This window comes from Actinosynnema sp., from assembly GCF_052038725.1.
In genome coordinates this window covers 1-4,003 of record NZ_JBQGCX010000757.1, presented here as the reverse complement: position 1 = coordinate 4,003, position 4,003 = coordinate 1, and the positions used below count along the sequence as shown (strand labels likewise).

Sequence of the window (4,003 nt, the reverse complement as noted above, 5' to 3'; positions counted from 1 at the left end):
ACGCGGGTGGTTCGCCTGGCCGAGCTGCCGGACGTGCTGCGGGAGCTGGTGTCGGGTCGGCAGCTCGGCAAGGTCGTGGTCCGCCGGTAGGTCGCCCCCCGCGGGTCACATGGCCCTGGTGTCGCGGGGCGGGGCGACCGGCTCGTGGTCCTCGGCCTGCCCCGCCTCCATGCGGCGCCCGCGCTCCAGCTCGGCGTCCAGCTCCGCGCCGAGCAGCAGCGCGATGTTGGAGATCCACAGCCACACCAGGAACACCACCACGCCCGCGAGCGGCCCGTAGGTCTTGTCGTACGAGCCCGCGTGGGTGGCGTAGAAGCCGAAGCCGAACGAGGCGATCACCCACAGCAGCACCGCGAGCAGCCCGCCGGGCGTGATCCACAGCCAGCTCGGCTGGCGCACGTTCGGCGAGGCCCAGTACAGCAGCCCGATCGCGGCGCTGGCCAGCAGGAGCAGCACCGGCCACTTCGCCAGGTCCCACACCGCGACGGCCTCGCGGCCCAGCCCCACCAGGTCCCCCACCCACACCGCGACGTCGCCGGTGAGGGCCGTGCCCGCCGCGACCAGCGCGAGCAGCACCACGACCCCGAGGGTCAGCAGGACGCGCAGCGGCAGGAGCTTCCACAGCGGGCGGCCCTCGTCCACCTCGTAGATGGCGTTCGCCGCGCGCATGAACGCGCCGACGTAGCCGGAGGCCGACCACAGCGCGGTGGCCAGGCCGAAGATCGCGACGGGTCCGGCGACGGACGGGCGCAGGCTGTCCAGCGCCTGGACGAGGATGTCGCGCGCCGGGCCGGGGCCGAGCGCGGACAGGCTGTCCACGAGGGTCTGCTTGGCGTCCGGGCCGAGGATCCCCAGCAGACCGGTGAGCAGCAGCACTCCGGGGAACAGCGACAGCACGGCGTAGTAGGTCAGCGCGGCGGCGCGGTCCATCAGGCCGTCCTCGGTGAACTCCGTTGCGGTGCGCTTGAGGACGGCCCACCAGGACCGCTTGGGCAGCTCGGTGGGCGCGGCGGGTGATTGGGCCATGACCGGCGGTTTGCCCGAACGGAGGTCACCCACACCACGCGGTTGACCCGGCGTGACCGGGGTAGTCGGAGTGGAGGCTTGGGAGAGGAGACGGTCATGGAGCAGGTCACCGCCGCCGCCGACCGGGCGGACCCGTCCACGGGGGAGCTGGTCGGCAGGTTGAGCGAGCAGGTGAGCAGGCTCGCCCGCGAGGAGATCCGGCTCGCGGTGCTGGAGGTGCAGGAGAAGGGCAAGAAGGCCGGGCGCGGCGCCGGGCTGCTGGGCGGGGCCGGGGTGCTGGCCTGGTTCGGCGTGATGGCGCTGGTCGCCGCGCTGATCCTGGCGCTGGCGCAGGTCATGCCCGCCTGGGGCGCCGCCCTGGTGGTGGCGGGCGGGGTGTTCGTGGTGGCCGGGGCGCTGGCGCTGATCGGGCGCGGGCAGCTGCGGCGGGCCGCGCCGCCGATCCCCGAGCAGGCCGTGGCCGGGGTCAAGCGCGACCTGGCCGCCGTGAGCGAGCGGGCGCACCGGTGACCGGGCCCGGAGGCATCCCGGAGAACCGGCGGGAGCTGGAGCTCGACATCGAGCTGACCCGGCGGGAGCTGGGCGACACGGTCGAGGCCCTGGTGCACAAGGTGGACGTGCCCGCGCGGGCGCGGGAGGCGGCCGAGGACGTGAAGGCGCGGGCGTCGGACGTGGTGGACGAGGTCAAGGGGAAGGTGGCAGAGGTGGCTGGTGAGGCGAAGGTGAAGGCGGAGGAGCTCGCCGACGGGGCCGCCGCGGTGGCCGGTCAGGCGCGGGTGCGGGCTGAGGAGCTGGCCGGGGAGGCCAAGGTCAAGGCCGCCGAGGTCGCGGAGAGGGCGGCGGAGAAGGTCGGCGAGGTCGCGGGCGACGCCAAGGTGAAGGTCGGCGCGGTCGCGGACGAGGCGAAGGTCAAGGCGGCGGAGGTCGCGGACCGGGCCGCGGTCGTGGCCGACCAGGCGCGGGGCCGGGCCTCGCACGCGGTCGAGCAGCTGCCGCCGCCCGCGCGCCGGGCCCTCAGGGAGCACCCGGCCGCGGTGGTCGCGGGCGTGGTGGCGGTGGGGCTGCTGGTGTGGCGGTTGGCGCGGCGCGGCAGGTGAGGGTCGGCAGGTGAGGATCGGCCCGGCGCGCCCCGGGGCGGCGCGCCGGGCGGGTGGTCAGGCGGCCAGGCGCAGCACGGCGGACAGACCGCGCGGCCGGTCCACCGAGCGCTCGCTGGGCAGCAGGTAGACGGGCATCCCGGCGCGCACGGCCGCGCCGTCCTTGACCGGGTCGTCGCCCACGTACAGCACCCGGCCGGGCAGCTCCCGCCTGGCGACGGCGAACAGCTCGGGGTCGGGCTTCTCCACGCCGTGCTCGCAGGAGAGCACCACGACGTCGAGCAGCTCCAGCACCCCGGCCGCCGCGAGCGCGGGGCGCAGGTCCCAGCCGATGTTGCTGAGCACGCCGAGCTTGAGGCCGCGGGCGCGCAGCTCGGTGAGCACCGGGAGGACGTCGGGGTAGGGGCGCCAGCCCGCCGGGTCGGTCAGGCCCGCGTAGACGGCCTCCACCACGCCGTCCGGGAACGGTCCCGCCTCGGCGATCAGGCCCGTCCACACCGCGCGGTGCGCCTCGACGGACAGGTCGCCGCCCTTGCGGGCCTTGAGCGAGGCCGGCGAGTCCACGTGGGCGAGCACCCGGCTCAGGGTTGTCGCCGCCTCCGGCTCGGGAAGGCCGGTGCGGGTGGCGAGGCCGCGGGCGTCGAGCACGCCGGTGTCGTCGAAGAGGGTGCCGGAGAAGTCGAACAGGACGGCGTCGAACGTGCTGTCGTTGTCCACGTGTCCCCACCGTAGTGCGGGTGGGGCGGGTCGGCGCGGCGCGGCGGTGTGCGTTCCCGCAGTCGCGCGGGCGTGGCCGGGGGGATCAGAAGAACTCGTCGAGCAGCTGGTAGTAGTCCACGCGCCACGGGTCGGTGCGGGCGAGGACCTGGTGGGCCGCGGGGCTCGCGCCGTAGGCGGGGTTCAGGTCGGGGTCGCCCGCCGAGCGGGCCAGCAGGGCGAGGTCCTGGTGGCGGTCGGCGAGCCCGAGCCTGCCGACGTCGAGGACTCCGGTGACGCGCGCGGTGTCCGGGTCGAGCAGGACGTTGGGCAGGCTGAAGTCGCCGTGGCACACCGCGAGGTCGCGCTCCTCGTGCGCCGCCGCCCGGTCGCGGCCCGCGCGCAGCAGGTCCAGCAGCTCCCCCGCCGACCGCCCGAGGCGGGCGTCGTCGAAGTCGGACTCGTCCACGCGCCCGCAGGCGACGTTGCCCTCGGCCTCCGGGACGGTGACCGCGAGGCGGCGGTCGAACGGGCAGTCCGGGAGGGCGTGCAGGACGTCGAGGAACGCCAGGAGCGCGGTCATCGCGGCGGGGACGGCAGACGGCGGCAGGTCGGAGGCGGGCACGCCGGGGAGGGTGGTGGTGACCAGGACGCCGGTGTCGGACCAGTCGACCACCTCGGGCGCGCCGACCGGGGTGCCCGCGAGCCCGAGCAGGCGGTCGCGCTCTGCGGCGAGGGCGGCGACGTCGGCGGAGGTCTTGCGGTGGTGGCGGCCGTCCGGGCTGCGGCGCACCCGCGCGCCGGACAGGCCGGTGGTCACGGGGGTCCAGTCGTCCACGGGGACAGTGTGCCGGTCAGAGGCGGTCGAGGAGACCGGCGGGGTCGAAGGCGGTGAACGGGCCGCAGACGCGCAGGCCGCAGCGGGACAGCTCGGGGTGCCGCACGGCCACCTCGGGGCGCAGGATCAGCAGGTCGGGGACGTGGTCGACGGGGACGGGGCGGCCCAGGACCACACCGTCGAGGTCCAGGGCGCGGGTGGTTCCGCCGCGGTCAACGGCCAGGCCGAGCAGGGCGTCGCCGAGTTGCCGGGCCCTGGTGAGGACGAGGGTGATCAGCCGGTGCTGGGGGTCGGGGTCGGCGTCCAGGGGGGACTCCTCCTCGACGGCCTCGGGCGCGACGCGGCG

At 76.0% G+C, this 4,003-nt stretch carries 6 protein-coding genes; 2 read left to right on the top strand and 4 right to left on the bottom strand.

The window, feature by feature from the left end:
• Positions 1-105: 105 nt before the first annotated feature.
• Positions 106-1,026, bottom strand: a complete 921-nt coding sequence (locus tag ACTUAL_RS15730; RefSeq protein ID WP_096492515.1) for a YihY/virulence factor BrkB family protein — start codon at positions 1,024-1,026, stop codon at positions 106-108.
• Positions 1,027-1,122: 96 nt separating this feature from the next.
• Here ACTUAL_RS15730 and ACTUAL_RS15725 point away from each other — a divergent pair, with 96 nt between their 5' ends.
• Both ACTUAL_RS15725 and ACTUAL_RS15720 read left to right on the top strand, forming a co-directional pair.
• Complete coding sequence (locus ACTUAL_RS15725; RefSeq protein ID WP_096492514.1) at positions 1,123-1,536, top strand: phage holin family protein; 414 nt, start codon at positions 1,123-1,125, stop codon at positions 1,534-1,536.
• Positions 1,533-2,123, top strand: a complete 591-nt coding sequence (locus ACTUAL_RS15720; protein WP_440900786.1) for a DUF3618 domain-containing protein — start codon at positions 1,533-1,535, stop codon at positions 2,121-2,123. Before ACTUAL_RS15725 ends, ACTUAL_RS15720 begins: the two co-directional genes overlap by 4 nt.
• A gap of 57 nt (positions 2,124-2,180) precedes the next feature.
• On the opposite strand, the gene ACTUAL_RS15715 is transcribed toward ACTUAL_RS15720, so the two are convergent.
• The 3 genes from ACTUAL_RS15715 to ACTUAL_RS15705 all read right to left on the bottom strand — a co-directional run.
• Complete coding sequence (locus ACTUAL_RS15715) at positions 2,181-2,840, bottom strand: HAD family hydrolase (protein WP_440900785.1); 660 nt, start codon at positions 2,838-2,840, stop codon at positions 2,181-2,183.
• Between the two features lie 85 nt (positions 2,841-2,925).
• A complete protein-coding gene (locus tag ACTUAL_RS15710; RefSeq protein WP_440900784.1) occupies positions 2,926-3,657 on the bottom strand; it encodes an aminoglycoside 3'-phosphotransferase in 732 nt (243 codons plus the stop codon).
• A 16-nt stretch (positions 3,658-3,673) separates the two neighbouring features.
• On the bottom strand, positions 3,674-4,003 hold a 330-nt coding region (locus ACTUAL_RS15705; protein WP_440900783.1), incomplete at its 5' end, for a hypothetical protein.

What these genes read in the sequence shown, in the direction of transcription:
- ACTUAL_RS15725 (WP_096492514.1), top strand. Translation starts at nt 1,123, where the DNA reads ATGGAGCAGGTCACCGCCGCCGCCGACCGGGCGGACCCGTCCACGGGG.
- ACTUAL_RS15730 (WP_096492515.1), bottom strand. Translation starts at nt 1,026, where the DNA reads ATGGCCCAATCACCCGCCGCGCCCACCGAGCTGCCCAAGCGGTCCTGG.